We start from the raw sequence: 17,510 nt of genomic DNA on the forward strand, positions 1-17,510 counted from the left end.
GGCGGTGCCGAGGCCGGAAGGATTAACCCAACATTAGGGTTAACGCTCTATTGCTGGGCCAGAATTCGTCGGCTTTGTGAGTATGGTGCCATGCGCGACCTGCCTTGTCTTGCCCGGTTTGCCGCATCCGCGGCGCTGACCGTCAGCCTGGCGGCGTCGCTCGCGGGTTGCAAGACCATGGGCATGGCCGATGTCACCGGCTCGCTCGGCAGCCGCAACGAGGCCGCAGCCGATCCGAACCGCGCCGTCGAGATCGCCGGCGATCGCTACCGGTCACGCCCCAACGATCCCGACGCCGCAATCGCTTACGGCAACGCGCTGCGCGCGATCGGCCAGCGCGCCCAGGCCGTCGCGGTGCTGGAGAAGGCCTCGCTCGCCAATCCGGGCAACAAGGCAGTGCGGGCCGCGTATGGCCGCGCGCTTGCCGACAACGGCAATTTCCAGTTGGCGTTCGACACGCTGTCGCGGGCGCACAGCCCCGACAATCCCGATTGGCGGATCCTGTCGGTGCAGGGCACCGTGCTCGACCAGATGGGACGCAATGAGGAAGCGCGGCGTTACTACGCCAGCGCGCTGCGGCTCGCGCCGGACGAGCCCTCGGTGCTGTCGAACCTTGGCATGTCCTACGTGCTGACCAAGGAACTGCCGAAAGCCGAAGACACGCTGCGGCGTGCCTACGCAAGCGGCCGGGCGGACTCGCGGGTGCGTCAGAACCTGGCGCTGGTGATCGGTCTGCAGGGCCGCTACGCGGAGGCCGAGTCGATCGTCCGTGCCGACCTGCCGCCGGACGAGGCCGCCGCCAACGTCGCCTATCTCAAGGAGATGGTGAGCGGCCATGATGCCGCCCGAGCGGCGGGCCGTGGCGTGCTAGCCTCCGGCCGCTAAGCTGATCCTTTAAGCGGTCGACCTTACTGCATCGCCGCGATGCGAATTCCGGTCGGGCCCAAGATTACCACGAACAGCACCGGCAGGAAGAATACGATCATCGGCACGGTGAGCTTGGGCGGCAGTGCTGCTGCCTTCTTCTCGGCCTCGTTCATGCGCATGTCGCGGTTTTCCTGCGCCATCACTCGTAGGCTCTGACCGAGCGGCGTGCCGTATCGCTCCGACTGCTGCAGCGCCAGGCAGACCGACTTCACGCCGTCGAGGCCGGTGCGTAGTGCCAGATTCTCGTAGGCTTGCTTGCGGTCCTGCAGATAGGACAGCTCGGCGGTGGTCAGAGTGAATTCTTCGGCCAGCGGGATCGACTGCGATCCGATTTCGATGGAGACCCGTCGGAACGCCGTTTCGATCGACATGCCGGACTCGATGCAGATCAGCAGCAGGTCGAGCGCGTCGGGAAACGCTCGCTTGATCGACAATTGCCGCTTCTGGATCGCGTTTTTCAGAAACAGCATCGGCGCCTGCATGCCAAAGAAGATCGCGGCGACGCACATGCCGATCTTGACCGTCAGCGGCTGGTCGAAATTCGCGATCACGAACACGTACAGCGCCGAGGCCGCGCCGAACGCGATCGGCATCACCATCCGGAAGAACAGAAAGGTGACATAAGGCGCCTGGCCGCGGTATCCGGCCATCACCAGCTTGTCGCGCGCGGATTCTTGCGCCAGCCATTTGGCGAGGTTGAAGTCTTCCACCACACGCGCGATGAATTTCTTCGGCGCCTGGCGCAGCGACACCTTCTCCGCCTTGGCGAGACGATCGCGTTCGCGCTGACGCAGGCGCTCGCGTTCGCTGCCGACTGCCTTCATTCGCTTGGCGAGCGTCTCGCCCGCAAAGAACGGAATGATGAGGGTGTAGACCGTGGCGCTGGCCGCGATCGCCGCGAGCAGCGTCGCCATGAACCGCGCGTCGTGGAACTTCTCGATTAGAAAATCCAACATGGCCGCCCTCAGAAGTCGAAGTTGATCATCTTCTTCATCACGAAGATGCCCGCCGACATCCACAGCGCCGAAGCCGCGAGGAGAATGCGACCGGTCGGATGTGTCCACAGCAGAGAGATGTAGTCCGGGGTCGTCACATAGACCAGCAACATCACGATGATCGGCAGCGAACCGATGATCGCGGCCGATGCCTTGGCTTCCATCGACATCGCCTGGATCTTCTCGGCCATCTTTTTACGATCGCGCAGCACCTTGGACAGGTTTCCGAGCGCTTCGGAAAGGTTGCCGCCCGATTTTTGCTGGATCGAGATCACGATGCCGAAGAAGTTCGCTTCGGGAATCGGCATCCGCTCATACAGCCGGGCGCAGGCCTCGCCGATCGGCATGCCGATCGCCTGGGTCTCGATGATGGCATTGAACTCGCCCCGCAGCGGCTCAGGTGAATCGGCGGCCACCATCTTGATCGAGTCGAACAATGGCAGGCCGGCCTTGATACCGCGAACGATGACGTCAACCGCGTCGGGGAGGGCAGCCAGAAACTTCTTCTCGCGGCGGCGCTTGAGATAGCCGAGCGTCCAGCGCGGCAGTCCGAAGCCGGCGGCGAAACCAAGACCGGCCGCGGCCGGCAGTCCGGCGCCCAAGATGATCGCGATGCCCAGCACGAAGATGCCGAGCGAAGCCGAAACCACGCCGAATTTGCCGGGAGTCCAATCGAGACCTGCCTGCGACAGCTTGGCGGTCAGCGGGACGTTCTTCTGCTTTTCGTTGCGGGTCTCGATCTCTTTGAGAGAGCCTTCGATCTGCTCACGCCGTGACCGCTGCGTGCGATCGGCTTGACGCACGGTGGGCGTGGAGCGCGCGACGGAAGTCAGCCGCTGTTCGACGGTCTTCTCTCCGGACAGCAGCGGATAGACGAAAACCCATGCCACACCACCGACGGCGATGGCAGCGAAGAAGCCGAGTGCGAGCGTTTGCATTTCTATCGCTCCGGCCTCTTATGAGTTGGCCACGACCTCCGCGGCATCCAGCGCCGCGGCGAGTCGTTGCTCTTCGCCGTAATAGCGGGCGCGTTCCCAGAACCGCGGACGACCGATGCCGGTGGCGCGGTGGCGGCCGACGATGTGACCGTTGGCATCCTCGCCCAACAGGTCGTAGACGAAGATATCCTGGGTGATGATGGTGTCGCCTTCCATCCCCACCACCTCGGTGACGTGAGTGATGCGGCGGGAGCCGTCACGCAGGCGAGCCGCCTGGATGATGACGTCGATCGAGGCGCAGATCATCTCGCGGATCGTGCGCGAGGGCAGCGCGAAGCCGCCCATCGTGATCATCGATTCGCAACGTGACAGGGCTTCGCGCGGATTGTTGGCGTGCAGCGTGCCCATCGAGCCGTCGTGGCCGGTGTTCATCGCCTGCAACAGGTCGAACGCCTCTGGTCCGCGGACTTCGCCGACGATGATCCGCTCAGGACGCATACGCAGACAGTTGCGGACCAGATCTCGCATCGTGATCTGGCCTTCGCCTTCGATGTTAGGGGGGCGAGTTTCGAGGCGCACCACGTGCGGCTGCTGCAGTTGCAGTTCGGCCGCGTCTTCGCAGGTGATGATGCGCTCGTCGTCGTCGATATAGTTGGTCAGGCAGTTCAGGAGGGTCGTTTTACCCGAGCCGGTACCGCCGGAGATCAGCACGTTGCAGCGGACCCTGCCAATGATCTGCAGAATCTGAGCGCCCTCCGGCGTGATCGCGCCGAATTTGACCAGCTGGTCGAGCGTCAGCTTGTCCTTTTTGAATTTGCGGATGGTGAGGGCAGGTCCGTCGATCGCCAGCGGCGGCACAATCGCGTTGACGCGGGAGCCGTCGGCAAGGCGAGCGTCGCAAATCGGCGAGGATTCGTCGACGCGCCGACCGACTTGGCTGACGATACGCTGGCAGATGTTGAGGAGTTGCTGATTGTCGCGAAACCGAATGCCGGTGCGTTGAATCCGGCCTGCGACTTCGATGTAAACCGTGCCGGCGCCGTTGACCATGATGTCGGAAATGTCGTCGCGCGACAGCAGCGGCTCGAGCGGACCATAGCCGAGCACATCGTTGCAGATGTCGTCGAGCAGTTCCTCCTGCTCGGCGATCGACATCACGATGTTCTTGATCGCGATGATCTCGTTGACGATGTCGCGGATTTCTTCTCGGGCGGATTCGCCGTCGAGCTTGGCAAGCTGCGCCAGATCGATCGCTTCGATCAGCGCGCCGAAGATGGTCGCCTTGACTTGGTAGTAATTCTCGGAGCGGCGCGTCTCGACTGCCACCGGCGGCGCTGAAGGGGCGCGCGCTGGTGCCAGCGGTGGTGATGACACGACCGGCTTGGGTTCGACGGCGCGCATCGTCGGCTCCGGCGAGAAGCTCGCCGGTTTCAGGGCCCTGACTTCGTTTTCCGGTCCGCGCTTACCAAACACCTCGATACTCCAACACGCTTACTTGGCCCGCAACTTCTCCAGAATCGGCCCGAGGAACGACCCCTTCGGCTTCTTGGCTTCTCCGCGCCCCGTCAGCCGCTGGGCGATCTGGAGGAACATTTCCGTCGTCTTATGGTTCGCCGCGATTTCAGCGATCATCTGGCCGTTGTTGGCGGCAGCGCCGAAGATCTGCGGCTCGAACGGGATCGAGACGATCGGTGGGCTCTCAATCGCCTTGGCGAACTCGCTCGTAGAGATTTCGGGCCGCTTCGGCACCCCGACCTGATTGAGACAGTAGAGCGGGGGACGATCGTTCGGCCGTCCCGCCTTCAAGAGGTCGATCAGGTTCTTGGTGTTGCGCAGGTTGGCGAGATCGGGCGTCGCGACGATCAGGATGTCATCGGCGGTGATGAGGGACCGCTTGGCCCATCCGGTCCATTGATGCGGCACGTCGAGCACAATGCACGGCATCGTAGTGCGGAGCGTGTCGAAGACCGAGTCGAATGCATCGGCGCCGAAATCGTAGACGCGGTCCAGCGTCGCCGGCGCAGCCAGCAGGCTGAGATGGTCGGTGCATTTCGACAGCAGGCGATCGACGAAGGCGGTATCGACGCGGTCGGGTGCAAACACCGCCTCCGCGATACCCTGCGGCGGGTCCTGGTTGTAGTCGAGTCCGGCGGTGCCGAACGCGAGATCGAGATCGGCGACGACCGAGTCCAGCGCCAGGTCACGGGCGATCGCCCAAGCGACGTTGTGGGCGACGGTGGATGCGCCAACGCCCCCTTTTGCTCCGACCACTGCGATGATGCGGCCGACGGCTTTGGCTTCAGGGGCCGAGAACAGATTGCAAATTGAGCGCACGACGTCGATCGGCTGCACCGGCGCGATCGCGTAGTCGCTGACGCCGCGCCGGACGAGTTCGCGATACAGCGTCACGTCGTTGACTTTGCCGATCACGATCACGCGCGTGCCCGGATCGCACACCGTCGCGAGCTGGTCGAGACCGGCCAGCACGTCGCTGCGCGCGTCGGTTTCGAGAACGATGACGTTCGGCGTCGGGGCGGAGCGATAGGCTTCGATCGCCGCGACCACGCCGCCCATCTGGATCTTCAGATGCGCCTTGGCGAGACGACGATCTTCGCCTGCAGCTTGCACTGCGGCGGCAGTCTCGACGGTCTCGCAGAATGCTTGAACCGAGACGCGCGGCGCCGGCGCGATGTGATCCTCCGGCCCCGCATCCGGGGCCGCCGTGGCCGGTTCGTCCTGATTTTGCCGCGAGTAACTGATCATTGTCCGACGCCACTCAACTTGCTCTTGTCGCTCGTGTCCGGTTTGGTCGTGCGATAGGTGTCGTAGGTCACAGCGCGACGTGCGGTGTAAGGCGGCGTTTCAGGGCGCGGCTGGACCAGATCAGCGGGATTTTCGACCATCGCTGCGAGATTGCGCTGATTGGCGCAGCCGAGATTCCAGTACGGACGATTGTCGTAGTAGCCCTTGTTCTTGATGCTCGGACCGAGATCCTCCGGCCACAACCCGCAGGGGCCTGCCACGGCTGTCACCCTCGGATAGATCAGGCGGATGGTCGCGAACGTGCGCGGGTCGGCCGGACGATAGTGCTTCACCGTCACGCCGCGCGGCGGCACGCCGTTGGCCGCGAGCACCGACTGAATCTCTCGGATGGTGTCGGAGGCGGCGCGGGCGTTGGGCGTATCGGAGGGCACTTCGGCGATGATCGCGCCAGTGCCTTCACGCAGCCAGGTCTGCCCGAGCTCGGCGACTTCCGCGCGCTGCACGGGGGTGAGACCGCCCCGGCCGTTGCCGACGAAAACTTCGACCGTGCGATCGGCCTCGCGGATCGCGATCGGATGGCGCTGCCGATAGTCGGTCGGGATGCTCTGGGTGACTTCGACTTCCCGGCTGGTGTGGGTGCAGGCCCCGAGCGACAGCGAGAAACCGATCAAAGCGGCCCCGAGACCGAGGCCGCGTGCCACTTTGGCGGAGGTAGGAGATGTCATTGTGCTGTCCTCGCTCCGCCTAGTCGGTGATGAAGCCGAACCGGCCGCGATAGGTGCGGGCGGGCTCGGTCCGGCCGGGAACGCCGTAGAGCTTGTTGATGCTGCCGAGCAGGTCGGACTGCGGATCCGAGGCGTCGGCGAAGCCGTCGTCGGGCCGCGACAGATCCTTCTGGGCCACCGCGCGCACCACGTAGGGCGTCACCAGCACCATCAGCTCGGTCTGGCGGTTGATGTAGTCGCGGCTGCGGAACAGCGTCCCGAGGATCGGCAGTTGCGCGGCGCCGGGCATGCCATTGATGGCCTGCTTGGTCTGCTCCTGAATCAAGCCGGCCATCGCGAGCGAGCCGCCCGAGGGAATTTCCACCGTGCTCTCGACGCGGCGGGTCTTGATCGACGGCACCGACATGTTGCTGATGATGACAGAGTTGTCGCTCGACACCTCCGAGACTTCGGTCATCACCTTCAGGCTGATCCGGCCTGCTGTCATCACCACCGGCGTGAAGTTGAGCAGGATACCGAACTTCTTGAACGTCACCGACGGGGTGCAGACGCCGTTGGTGCAGGTCACGCCGCTCGGCACCGGGAATTCACCGCCGGCCAGGAAGGTGGCCGGCTCGCCGGAGATCGCCGTCAGATTCGGCTCGGCGAGGGTACGCACGACGCCGGCGCTTTCCATCGCTCGCAGCGTTGCAGTGACCGACGGCAGCGATCCGAATTTGGTGGTCAGTGCATTGGTCGAAACCAGCGGACCACCCGACTGGGTGAATGGATTGGAGTTGTTGAAGTTCACCACGGCGGTGCCGTAGGCCATGTTGGCACTGAGGTCGACGCCGAGCTGCTTGACGATGTCCCGCTGCACTTCGGCAACGGTGATCTTCAGCATCACCTGATCGCGGCCGCGGACCGCGATGTTGTTGACGACCTTCTTGTCTTCACCCACCAACCGCACGGCGAGGTCGTAAGCCTGCTGCGCGTCGATCGGGGAGGTCACCCAGCCGTTCAACATCACGCCGTCGCCAAGGCCTTCGACCTGGATTTCGGCGTTGGGCAAGGTCTGCTTGAGCGCAGTCCGAAGACCGTTGAGGTCGCGCGTGACTGCGATGTCGTAGGCGGCGATCTGCCGGCCGGCGGAATCGAAGAACACGATGTTGGTCTGGCCGACGGCGGCGCCGATGATGTAGGCGCGCTGTGCCGAACGGACCACCGCATTGGCGATCTTCGGATCCGCAACCAACACGTCTTTGATGTCGCGCGGCAGGTCGATCACCATCGACTTGCCGATGCCGAGCGAGACCGATTGGGCGTTCAGGCCGGACGATGCCGGTGGGACAGGTGCCGCACGGTAGTCGCTGGCGTGAACTGCGGTCCAGCTCGGGATCAGCGTCAGCGCCACAGCTGCGGATAGGGCGATCGCCGTGGTGCGCCAGAAGTGGGTCAATCGGGGGCCGGTATTGCGAGTCATCTCCCGTCCTCCGATCATCTCTGCAATGATGTCTGAGTGGTAATTTCGTAGCGCGCCACCTTGACGGAGCCGCGCTTGGCTTCGGTGGTGTCGTTCGAGGCAGTCTGCCGCGCGTCGGCAAGGTCCGATGCTAGCGACAGCGTTTCGCTTTGTTGTGCGTTAGCGGCGCCGGTCTCCAGGGAGATCTCAGTCGAGATGGCGCGCATGCCGGCAGGCTGGATCGCGGGCACGAGGCCAGAACCATCGGCTTTGACCAGCTTCTGTTTGCGGATCGGCTCACCGGCAATGAAGGGCGCGCGGGCGATCGAGCCGCCAACATCGGTGGTGGCGCTGGGCTGAGTGTCGCGGCGGATGAAGTTTGAGCTCGCGCTTGCGGCTTGCCAAGTCTGCCATTGTAGATCGCCAGGCGTCACGACTTGACCGAGCGGAATGTCGTTCTTGGCGACCAGGACTTCGATCGTCTGAAGCTTGGCAACCGGCGCAGCAGCGGCAGCCGGCTGCGGACCGGCGCTGCTGGCCAGATAAGCGGCGACGCCGCCGGCACCGACAGCGACGGTCAGCACGACAATGCGCGCGGGATTCATACGCTTCACTTTCCACATGACTCGGGCGGCGCACCCGCCGCAGTGAGGCGAGTTGACCAGCTATTCGTCAAAGCATGGTTAATGAGGCGTATCTAAATCGCGTTAACGGGAGGTTCCCGGGCAATCAGCCCAGAGCGAGACGGACGATATCGACCGCCTTGATCCATTCGGTGTCCGGGTAGATCGCCAGCGCGCCCATGGCCAGCGCAATACCGTAAGGAACGCCGGTTTGCTTTGCGTGTAGTCGCAGTAGCCAAGTGTGTCCAATAAATTGATAGGGGACGACGGGCAATTGTCGAAAGCACAGCATCAATAGCGCCAGCGAGCCACCAAACAGCGAAGCGTACAGTAAATAGTCCAGCAGATGGTCGAAGCCGAACCAAAGCGCCGCGGCGGCCACCATCTTGGCGTCGCCGCCGCCGATCCAGCCTGCCGCGAAGCAGCCGAAGGCGACCATAAGCACCAGCGCGCCGGCCCCGAAGTGCAGCAGGATGTCGTATGCGCCGAGTCCGGTGAGCGGCGCCAACACCAGGAATCCGGCGACGAGCAGCAGAGAAATCCAGTTGGAGATGGTCATCGTCAGCAAGTCGCTGGCTGCAGCGAACAGCATGAGCGCAGGGAACAGCAGGAGACGCAACAGATCGACGGTCATGTGGGAATCGCTGTATTGACGTTGCTCGATGCCGCTAACAGCCAGCGTTTAACCATATCAATCGAGGATTGTTGACTATTACCAACGTGCTGCGATACGGCCAGCAAGCGCAACAATCGCAAGAACGATGGCGCCTCCGACAAGGAATGGCGTTTCGTCAGGCCGATGTGGAACTGGATCTATAGCAGGGACAGTTGTGTTGCTTGTCTGACGGTCGCGCATATCCGAAAACAGGCCTCTGAGGCGATGAAGGTTCCGGTTGTTCCGGAACCTTCGTAAGACCGAAGTGCGCCTATTTATGGTATTACGGAGTAATAGTCGTACCGGTGCCAAGCTTGGTGGCGATGGCGCCAAATTTGGAGTTCAAGGTCGTACCGAGCGTTTGCACCCCCGCGATGATCGCCAGTGCGATGCCGGCAGCGATCAGAGCGTATTCGATCGCGGTGGCGCCGGATTCATCCTTAATGAAACGCGCAAGAATGTTCTTCATCGGGTAGCTCCATGTACACGTGGCTGTCGAACTCTGTTTGGTCTTGCCGGCGTTCTCAGCACCGTGACCATGGAGCTGAACATAGGTGGCGAGTATTTCATCGCAGTTAATTCGATTGCGTAAACATGGGGGCATCAAGTGTTTCATCGGCACTTCTGGGGGAGGGTAAATGTGCTGTTAATTTGAAGTAATTGAGTGGCGAGCGTCTTGTTCTCGGCACATTGATACCGTGGTTCAGGCCAACACTACGCAAGCTGCTTCAAAATCGGACAAGCTGCATCAGATTCGTCGGTTTCGATTTCCGCTTGATTCATAAATCGGCGGGCGCCTTTTCATTGTCGTGTGCCGATGCCGCCAAGAGGCGCATTCTTTGGTTCGTAAACCTTCCACGGTTGAGAGCGCCGTCGATCCATTTCACACGCTATTCGGCGAGCACACTCTGTTCCTCGGGGTGTTGGACGATTGGTCGTGCGTTGATTAGGAATCGTAAGGTGCGCGCCGATCTCGATCTAACCGCAGCGTGCGAAGCTGGGGCATCTGAACGCCGACTTCAGGTCGGCGACGGATCTGACCGGCGGCCTCGACGAGCAGGCGAGCCGTGTGTCGAGACTTGCAGGGACCTAAGTGTGGCGGTCGGCCGACACCTTTGGGGCCAGAACGTTGTGGTTGACGCGCGGTTAGCAGCGCGTCGCATTTCGTTTCAATACAGAGAAACACTTCCACAATGTGTTGCGATTAGGTTGCCTCGAACAGAGGTCGAATGACGGAAGAGGGTTACGGATCGATGCCGTCCATCGTTTCACCGGCGCGAGCAATGGCTCGCAAATTTCGTCGTAACCGGAACGGCTCTGCGGCAGTCGAGTTTGCGATCGTTGCCCCGATTTTCTTTGCGTTGTTGTTCGCGATCATCGAAGTGGCGATGATCTTTTTCGCCAGCCAGGTGCTGGAGACCGCGGTTCAGGATTCGTCGCGGCTGATCTTTACGCGGCAGGCTCAGAATTCTTCGATGACGCAGGATCAGTTTAAGACTGAGATCTGCAAGCGTCTCGTCTCGCTGTTCGACTGCAACGGCGTCCGCGTCGACGTGCAGAATTATGGCAGTGACTTCAGTACCGTGAACATCACTACCCCGATCGATACCAACAAGAATTTCGTCGACAACATGCAGTACAACATCGGCAAGGCCGGCGACATCATCGTGGTTCGCGCCTTCTATCAATGGCCATTGTTCGTCACCGGTCTCGGCTTCGACACCTCAAATCTTGCCGGTGGTAAGAGATTACTGTCGGCAACCGCCGCGTTCCGCAACGAGCCTTGAGCGAGTAGCGCGATGCGGTCCAGTTTCCAACGTCTTGTTTTTGTTCGATCGCTCGTGTTGCTGCGACGGCTGCAACGCGATCGCGGCGGCGTGGCCGCGATCGAGTTCGCAATCATCGTTCCGGTGATGCTGGTGATGTTTCTCGCAACCGTTGAAGTCACGTCCGGTATCGCCGTCGACCGCAAGGTGACGCTGGTGGCGCGGACGTTGTCGGATCTGGTGTCGCAGTCGACCAGCGTCACTGACAACGACCTGAAGAACGTGTTTGCCGCGAGCTACGGCGTGTTGACTCCGTATTCGGCGACGCCGGTCAAAGCGACCATCACCGAGGTCTTCGTCAACAAGAACCAAGTTGCTACGGTGCAGTGGAGCAAGACGGGGACCGTCACGCAAAGTGGTAGCTCGGCTACAGCGACGGTGACGAATTCGACCCGGCAGACGGGCGACACCATCACGATTCCGGATGGCCTCAAAGTCGCCAATACCTATTTGATCTTGAGCGAAGTCAGCTATCAGTATCAGCCGACGGTCGCGTACTTCATTCCCCAGGCTGGTATTAGCCTGACCGACCAGTCCTACACGCGGCCGCGACAATCGCTTTGCGTGTTGTACGGCACGACGGTGTGCCCGACGAACTAAGCCTCTTACTCTTTAGTGCTCACCCGCCGGCATTTGCCAAAGAGGCATCCCCAAAATGAAAGAGGCCGCGCTGTTAACGCGGCCCCATTCGGTTCAGAACCTAAATCTGCTCAGCTTGCAGCGCGCAGATTGTCGGCCGACGACTTGCCAGAGCGGCGATCGGCGACGATTTCGTAGCTGATCTTCTGGCCCTCGCGCAGGGTGCCGAGACCGGCACGCTCGACAGCGCTGATGTGCACGAACACGTCGTTGCCGCCATCATCCGGCTGGATGAAGCCGTAGCCCTTGGTCGCGTTGAACCACTTCACGGTTCCCATGCTCACGGGTGGTAGTCCCTTCTCAATATAGACACGGTCGATGCCCACTTTGTCTCGGTGGGCTGGTGAGATCGAATTTTTGGAAGGGTCGTCAGCGTTCTGAACCGGCTGTACCGGTGGATAGCTAATGTCGTCCGGCCGAAAATCGATTAACAGATATTATGCGAAGCCTGTCCCCAAAACAATCCTGGCATGCGCGATTTTTTGAGCCGCGGAGGTTCCGGAAGTAGGGGGCTGTCGGGCGCTTTGCCGGTCGGCAAAGCGCCTTGTTGTTAGGCAGTTTGCCTTAGCGACGGCGGAACTGACCGCGCGGCGGACCGCTGCGCGGCGGGCCACCCGGACGCTCGTCCTTATGACGGAAGATCAGCCGGCCTTTTTCCAAATCGTACGGTGACATCTCGACCGTGACCCGGTCGCCGGCCAGCGTCTTGATGCGATTCTTCTTCATCTTGCCGGCGGTATAGGCGACGATTTCGTGTCCGGTATCGAGCTGCACGCGGTAGCGCGCGTCGGGGAGAATTTCGGTCACCAGTCCTTCGAACTGGATCAGCTCTTCTTTGGCCATCGGTATCTCCAGATCGGCTGTTCGTTAGCGGTGCGGGCGGTGCTGATGAGCGGTCGGTGCGGGGCGGTTTTTGCGCTGCAAAAACGCGACGCCCTGCAGACCCTCACCGTTGCCACCGTGCTGGGAGCGCGGCGCTGCCTCGTGGCGGCTGGCGTCCGACTGGCGGGCGGGCCCGGCTGCGGGACCGTGGCGCCGACGATTCTTTCCCCGCGTCGGTGCATCGCCGCTGCGCGGAGAATGGCCGTGAGGCGCTTGACGGGGGCCGCGATGCGGCGGCGGGGTGGGAGCAGCGTGGGCGCCCGGGGTACGACGATCTTCCTTCGGCAACGACACCTTGATCAGTTTTTCGATGTCGCGCAGATACGCCATCTCTTCGCCGGCGCAAAGCGAGATTGCAGTGCCGTCCGCTCCGGCGCGCGCGGTGCGGCCGATGCGGTGGACGTAGGTCTCCGGAATATTCGGCAGGTCGAAGTTGACCACATGCGACACCCCGTCGACATCGATGCCGCGGGCTGCAATGTCGGTGGCGACCAGGGTGCGCAGCTCGCCGGTGCGGAATGCCGCGAGCACCCGCTCGCGATAGTTCTGCGACTTGTTGCCGTGAATCGCGTCCGCCGTAATGCCGGCGCGGGCGAGGCCCTTCACGACCTTGTCGGCACCATGCTTGGTGCGCGTGAACACCAGCGCCTGATTGACCTTGTCGTCCTTGAGGATCTGGGCGAGCGCGGCCGGCTTGGCGGAATGGTCGAGCTGGATCACCCGCTGGTTGATCCGCTCCACCGTCGAGGACACCGGCGTCACCGCCACGCGGGCGGGGTCACGCAGCATCTGCTCGGCGAGGTCGGCGATATCCTTCGGCATGGTGGCCGAGAAGAACAGCGTCTGCCGCTTGATCGGCAGCTTGGCGACGATCTTCCGGATGTCGTTGATGAAGCCCATGTCGAGCATGCGGTCGGCTTCGTCCAGCACCAGGAATTCGACATGCGCGAGCTTGAGCGCGTTGCCCTGGACGAGGTCGAGCAGGCGGCCCGGAGTGGCGACGAGGACGTCGACGCCGCCCATCAGGCTGCGAACCTGGCGGCCCATCGGCACGCCGCCGATCGCCAGCGCGGCGCTGAGATGGATGTGGCGGCCATAGGCATTGAAGCTGTCGAGGATCTGGCCGGAGAGCTCGCGGGTCGGGCTCAGCACCAGCACGCGGCAGGTCTTGGAGGCCGGCTTGATCCGGTTCTGCAGCAGGCGGTGCAGGATCGGCAGCGCGAACGAGGCGGTCTTGCCGGTGCCGGTCTGGGCGATGCCGACGACGTCGCGGCCGGCGAGGGCGAGGGGGATAGTCTGCGCCTGGATCGGCGTGGGGGTGTGGTAGTTTTCTTCCTGAAGAGCGCGAGCGATCGGATCGGCGAGGCCGAATTCCTGAAATGAGGTCAAAAGGTTGGTTCTTTCCATCATGAAAGCAAACGCCCGACGGAGCCCGTCGGGAGCGCTTGGAAACTCTGAGACGCTCGCGTGTCCGGAACGTCGGCTATTATCGGATGAAAGGCGAACCAGAAACCGCTGCTCAGGACAGAACGCGGGATCAGAACACGCGGCTCGCAACGACCTGATGATTCTCTAGGTCTCTCACAGTCATATGGAACATCGCTGCACTGCTTTCAAGGTCCAATTGCTGTTCCTTCGCGATTGGCAGGAAAGTGCAATAATTAATCAGCTTGCGAACATTTGATTATTTGTTGTGCTGGATGGCCAATGTGCGGTCATTGCTTCTGCCCATTCATTGAGCTGACGTGCTGATAGCGAACTTTGCTCAAATACGAATTGTCGCGCGCGATCATCGCCTTAGGCGCATCCGAGGGCATGGCATACTTCTTGCGATCTTCCTTGCCGCAGACGGCCGTTGGGGCCGCGCATCATGTCTGCGTCAGGGAGATGACACCTCATGCGTATTGAAACCAAGCGACTCGGAGCGACCCCGATCAGCCGCCGTAGCTGGCTGGCCGCGGCGGCCGGCCTGGCTCTGGGCCTGTCGGCGTTCGGGCCGGCCAAGGCGGCGGACGACACCATCAAGGTGGGCGTGCTGCATTCGCTGTCCGGCACGATGGCGATCAGCGAGACCACGCTGAAGGACACGGTGCTGTTTCTGATCGACGAGCAGAACAAGAAGGGCGGCGTGCTCGGCAAGAAGCTCGAGGCGGTGGTGGTCGATCCGGCGTCGAACTGGCCGCTGTTTGCGGAGAAGGCCCGCGAGCTGATCACCAAGGACAAGGTCTCGGTGGTGTTCGGCTGCTGGACCTCGGTGTCGCGCAAGTCGGTATTGCCGGTGTTCAAAGAGCTGAACTCGATCCTGTTCTATCCGGTGCAGTACGAAGGCGAGGAGAGCGAGCGCAACGTGTTCTACACCGGCGCCGCGCCGAACCAGCAGGCGATCCCGGCGGTCGACTATCTCGCCAAGGAAGAAAAGGTCGAGCGCTGGGTGCTGGCCGGCACCGACTACGTCTATCCGCGCACCACCAACAAGATCCTCGAGGCCTATCTGAAGTCGAAGGGCGTCAAGTCCGAAGACATCATGATCAACTACACCCCGTTCGGTCACTCGGACTGGCAGACCATCGTCGCCGACATCAAGAAGTTCGGCTCGGCCGGCAAGAAGACCGCCGTGGTCTCGACCATCAACGGCGACGCCAACGTGCCGTTCTACAAGGAGCTCGGCAACCAGGGCATCAAGGCCACCGACATTCCGGTGGTGGCGTTCTCGGTCGGCGAAGAAGAGCTCGCCGGTATCGACACCAAGCCGCTGGTCGGCCATCTCGCCGCCTGGAACTACTTCCAGTCGATCAAGACCCCCGAGAACGAGCAGTTCATCAAGGACTGGCAGGCCTACACCAAGAATCCGAAGCGCGTGACCAACGACCCGATGGAAGCCCACGTGATCGGCTTCAACATGTGGGTGAAGGCGGTCGAGAAGGCCGGTTCGGTCGATCCGGACAAGGTGATCGACGCGCTGCCGGGCACCAAGGCGCCGAACCTGACCGGCGGCATCTCTGAAATGCTGCCGAACCACCACATCACCAAGCCGGTGTTCATCGGCGAGATCAAGGCCGACGGCCAGTTCGACGTGGTGTGGAAGACCCCGGGCCTGGTGCCGGGCGACGCCTGGTCGAAAGAGCTGGAAGGCTCGAAGGACCTGATCGGTGACTGGGTGACGCTGAAGTGCGGCAACTACAACACCGTGACCAAGAAGTGCGGCGGCCAGGGCACCTGACGGTTCGCCTGATCATCGCTGACGTCCGACAAGCGAAAGGGCGGCGACGCCGGTGCGCGCCGCCCTTTCCATCCTCCGACGCACCTTCATCCTTGCCGGGATACTTCAGTGCCTCTCATCCATCTGACGCGCATTCTGTTTGCCGCGGTCGCGATCGCGTTCGCCACATTGGGGAGCTTGCCGGCAGTGGCCGGTCCCTATGAGGACGCCATCGCGCAATTCGCCCAAGATTCCTTCTCCGACAGCGAGGACGCGATCGGCAAGCTGGTCGCCAGCGGCAATCCGCGCGCTGCGGTGATCATCACCGCGCTGCAGGACGGCAAGCTCTACGCCGATCCGGATAGCAAGGCGGCCTTCATCAAGACCGACGACGGCAAGATCGCCAATGCGGCGACCGGCGAAACGGTTGGTGCGCTGCCGGCCAAGGCCAGCGCGGTCCGGCTCAACAACAAGCTGCGCCGCGTCGTCGCCGGCGCGATGGCCGGCCTGACGCTGCTGTCGCCGGATCTCGACAAGCGGATCCAGGCGGCGCAGTCGGTGTTCAAATCGCACGACGAGACCATGCTGCCGACCGTCGAGGCAGCGCTGAAGGCGGAAAAGAACGCTGCCGCCAAGCGCGCCTTCACCGAAGCGCGGGCCTCGATCCTGCTGTTCAAGCAGGGCGCCTCCGATGCCGACAAGCTGGATGCAATCGCCACCATCAAGGCGCGCGGCGATCAGGAGGCGATGGCGCTGCTCACCGGCGCGCCGTCGAACCAGAGCGCGGCCGTCGCCAGCGGCATCGCCGGCGCCAAGGCGTCGATCGAGCGCAATCTGGCGATCTGGTCGATGATGCAGAACGCCTGGTACGGGCTGTCGCTGGGCTCGGTGCTGCTGCTCGCCGCGATCGGCCTGGCTATCACCTTCGGCGTGATGGGCGTCATCAACATGGCGCATGGCGAGATGGTGATGCTCGGCGCCTACACCACCTTTGTCGTGCAGGAGGCGATCCGCACCCGCTATCCGGCGCTGTTCGACTATTCGCTGCTGATCGCGGTGCCGCTGGCGTTTCTCGTCGCCGGCGCGATTGGTGTGCTGATCGAACGCAGCGTGATCCGTTTCCTCTACGGCCGTGCTTTGGAAACGCTGCTCGCCACCTGGGGCCTGTCGCTGATCCTGCAGCAGGCGGTTCGCACGCTGTTCGGTCCGACCAATCGCGAGGTCGGCAATCCGAGTTGGATGAGCGGTGCATTCGAACTCGGTGAGATGACCATCACATACAACCGGTTGTGGATCCTGTGCTTCACGCTGGCGGTGTTCGCCCTGCTGCTGGCGATGCTGCGCTACACCTCGCTCGGCCTCGAGATGCGGGCGGTGACGCAGAACCGCCGGATGGCGGCGTCGATGGGGATTGCCACGTCGCGGGTCGACGCGCTGACCTTCGGACTCGGCTCCGGCATCGCCGGCATTGCCGGTGTGGCGCTGTCGCAGATCGACAACGTCTCGCCGAACCTCGGCCAGAGCTACATCATCGACAGCTTCATGGTGGTGGTGTTCGGCGGCGTCGGAAACCTGTGGGGCACGCTGGTTGGCGCGTTCTCACTCGGCATCGCCAACAAGTTCCTGGAGCCGGTCGCCGGCGCCGTGCTCGGCAAGATCGCCATCCTGGTGCTGATCATCCTGTTCATCCAAAAGCGCCCCCGCGGCCTGTTCGCGCTCAAGGGCCGGGCGGTGGAGGCATGAGGATGATCGGAGTGCACCACCTTTGCCCCGCGTCGCAGCCGAACTCCCTCTCCCGCCTGCGGGAGAGGGCTGGGGTGAGGGTTCTTGCCACGGGCTCAGTGCCTGCGGCCCCCCACCCCCCACCCCACCCCCCCACGGGGCGGGGTGCCACGCT

General features: G+C 62.6%; 17 protein-coding genes. 5 read left to right on the forward strand and 12 right to left on the reverse strand.

The window, feature by feature from the left end; translation table 11 throughout:
* The first annotated feature begins 90 nt into the window (after window positions 1-90).
* Window positions 91-885, forward strand: a complete 795-nt coding sequence (locus VRZ08_RS13515; RefSeq protein ID WP_414532854.1) for a tetratricopeptide repeat protein — start codon at window positions 91-93, stop codon at window positions 883-885.
* A gap of 23 nt (window positions 886-908) precedes the next feature.
* On the opposite strand, the gene VRZ08_RS13520 is transcribed toward VRZ08_RS13515, so the two are convergent.
* The 9 genes from VRZ08_RS13520 to VRZ08_RS13560 form a co-directional block, all read right to left on the reverse strand.
* Window positions 909-1,883, reverse strand: coding sequence for a type II secretion system F family protein (locus tag VRZ08_RS13520; protein WP_107345437.1), 975 nt, complete (start codon window positions 1,881-1,883; stop codon window positions 909-911).
* Window positions 1,884-1,891: 8 nt separating this feature from the next.
* Window positions 1,892-2,866 carry a type II secretion system F family protein gene (locus VRZ08_RS13525; RefSeq protein ID WP_346297528.1) on the reverse strand — a complete coding sequence of 325 codons (975 nt, stop codon included), beginning with the start codon at window positions 2,864-2,866 and terminating at the stop codon, window positions 1,892-1,894.
* A gap of 12 nt (window positions 2,867-2,878) precedes the next feature.
* Window positions 2,879-4,333 (reverse strand): CpaF family protein, encoded by a 1,455-nt coding sequence (locus VRZ08_RS13530; protein ID WP_414532855.1) that lies wholly within the window; start codon window positions 4,331-4,333, stop codon window positions 2,879-2,881.
* A gap of 18 nt (window positions 4,334-4,351) precedes the next feature.
* Entirely contained in the window at window positions 4,352-5,623 is a 1,272-nt protein-coding gene (locus VRZ08_RS13535) for an AAA family ATPase (protein WP_107345434.1), read from the reverse strand.
* The gene (locus VRZ08_RS13540) at window positions 5,620-6,348 is read right to left on the reverse strand and encodes a CpaD family pilus assembly protein (protein ID WP_107345433.1); all 729 of its coding nucleotides are present in this window, start codon (window positions 6,346-6,348) and stop codon (window positions 5,620-5,622) included. The genes VRZ08_RS13535 and VRZ08_RS13540 overlap by 4 nt, the downstream gene beginning before the upstream one ends.
* A 19-nt stretch (window positions 6,349-6,367) precedes the next feature.
* On the reverse strand, window positions 6,368-7,810 hold the full coding sequence (locus VRZ08_RS13545; RefSeq protein WP_414532856.1) for a type II and III secretion system protein family protein: 1,443 nt from the start codon (window positions 7,808-7,810) through the stop codon (window positions 6,368-6,370).
* 14 nt (window positions 7,811-7,824) lie between these two features.
* Window positions 7,825-8,394, reverse strand: coding sequence for a Flp pilus assembly protein CpaB (cpaB, locus tag VRZ08_RS13550; RefSeq protein ID WP_414532857.1), 570 nt, complete (start codon window positions 8,392-8,394; stop codon window positions 7,825-7,827).
* A 124-nt stretch (window positions 8,395-8,518) separates the two neighbouring features.
* Window positions 8,519-9,046, reverse strand: coding sequence for a prepilin peptidase (locus VRZ08_RS13555; RefSeq protein WP_414532858.1), 528 nt, complete (start codon window positions 9,044-9,046; stop codon window positions 8,519-8,521).
* A 304-nt stretch (window positions 9,047-9,350) separates the two neighbouring features.
* Window positions 9,351-9,536 carry a Flp family type IVb pilin gene (locus VRZ08_RS13560; RefSeq protein WP_414532859.1) on the reverse strand — a complete coding sequence of 62 codons (186 nt, stop codon included), beginning with the start codon at window positions 9,534-9,536 and terminating at the stop codon, window positions 9,351-9,353.
* A 784-nt stretch (window positions 9,537-10,320) separates the two neighbouring features.
* Here VRZ08_RS13560 and VRZ08_RS13565 point away from each other — a divergent pair.
* Together VRZ08_RS13565 and VRZ08_RS13570 are read left to right on the forward strand one after the other, a co-directional pair.
* Window positions 10,321-10,854 (forward strand): TadE/TadG family type IV pilus assembly protein, encoded by a 534-nt coding sequence (locus tag VRZ08_RS13565; RefSeq protein WP_414532860.1) that lies wholly within the window; start codon window positions 10,321-10,323, stop codon window positions 10,852-10,854.
* Between the two features lie 12 nt (window positions 10,855-10,866).
* Window positions 10,867-11,493 carry a TadE/TadG family type IV pilus assembly protein gene (locus VRZ08_RS13570; protein ID WP_414532861.1) on the forward strand — a complete coding sequence of 209 codons (627 nt, stop codon included), beginning with the start codon at window positions 10,867-10,869 and terminating at the stop codon, window positions 11,491-11,493.
* A gap of 110 nt (window positions 11,494-11,603) precedes the next feature.
* On the opposite strand, the gene VRZ08_RS13575 is transcribed toward VRZ08_RS13570, so the two are convergent.
* The 3 genes from VRZ08_RS13575 to VRZ08_RS13585 all read right to left on the reverse strand — a co-directional run bounded on the left by VRZ08_RS13575 (window position 11,604) and on the right by VRZ08_RS13585 (window position 13,821).
* Window positions 11,604-11,816, reverse strand: a complete 213-nt coding sequence (locus VRZ08_RS13575) for a cold-shock protein (protein ID WP_011440687.1) — start codon at window positions 11,814-11,816, stop codon at window positions 11,604-11,606.
* Window positions 11,817-12,096: 280 nt separating this feature from the next.
* On the reverse strand, window positions 12,097-12,375 hold the full coding sequence (infA, locus tag VRZ08_RS13580; RefSeq protein WP_011159210.1) for a translation initiation factor IF-1: 279 nt from the start codon (window positions 12,373-12,375) through the stop codon (window positions 12,097-12,099).
* Between the two features lie 24 nt (window positions 12,376-12,399).
* Window positions 12,400-13,821 (reverse strand): DEAD/DEAH box helicase, encoded by a 1,422-nt coding sequence (locus VRZ08_RS13585; RefSeq protein ID WP_414532865.1) that lies wholly within the window; start codon window positions 13,819-13,821, stop codon window positions 12,400-12,402.
* A gap of 490 nt (window positions 13,822-14,311) precedes the next feature.
* Between VRZ08_RS13585 and urtA the strand changes: the two genes are divergently transcribed.
* Both urtA and urtB read left to right on the forward strand, forming a co-directional pair.
* On the forward strand, window positions 14,312-15,634 hold the full coding sequence (gene urtA, locus VRZ08_RS13590) for an urea ABC transporter substrate-binding protein (protein ID WP_107345426.1): 1,323 nt from the start codon (window positions 14,312-14,314) through the stop codon (window positions 15,632-15,634).
* A gap of 108 nt (window positions 15,635-15,742) precedes the next feature.
* Window positions 15,743-17,356, forward strand: coding sequence for an urea ABC transporter permease subunit UrtB (gene urtB / locus VRZ08_RS13595; RefSeq protein ID WP_414532862.1), 1,614 nt, complete (start codon window positions 15,743-15,745; stop codon window positions 17,354-17,356).
* The last annotated feature ends 154 nt before the right edge of the window (window positions 17,357-17,510 follow it).

Origin of the sequence: Rhodopseudomonas sp. G2_2311 (genome assembly GCF_047501505.1) — a bacterium.
In the GTDB taxonomy this organism is placed as follows: domain Bacteria; phylum Pseudomonadota; class Alphaproteobacteria; order Rhizobiales; family Xanthobacteraceae; genus Rhodopseudomonas; species Rhodopseudomonas palustris_H.